A 243-nucleotide genomic window follows, 5' to 3' on the forward strand; every position below is an offset into this window, starting at 1 on the left:
TGGTGGCGACGCTTGACGAGGAGATCTTGACCCTGACGCCCCTGCTGGACGGCGCCGCCTCCTACCTCCGGGTGGGCCTGGAGGCCCGCTTCCGCGGGCTTCCTCCCCTCCCCGAGGGGGTGCGCCGGGCGGAGGAGGCCCTGGAGGCGGCGAAGAAGCGCTACGAGGCCGAAAGGGCGCGCTTCGCGGCGGGGGTCGCAAGCCGCCTCCCCCTCCTCCAGCAAGAGCTCCACCTTCTGCCTG

General features: G+C 73.3%; 1 protein-coding gene. It reads left to right on the forward strand.

Features of this window, described 5'->3' with window-relative positions; translation table 11 throughout:
* Positions 1-26: 26 nt before the first annotated feature.
* Positions 27-243: hypothetical protein (locus MFF64_RS39180; RefSeq protein WP_238194104.1), on the forward strand; the 217-nt coding region annotated here is incomplete at its 3' end.

Origin of the sequence: Methylobacterium frigidaeris (genome assembly GCF_022179185.1) — a bacterium.
In the GTDB taxonomy this organism is placed as follows: domain Bacteria; phylum Pseudomonadota; class Alphaproteobacteria; order Rhizobiales; family Beijerinckiaceae; genus Methylobacterium; species Methylobacterium frigidaeris.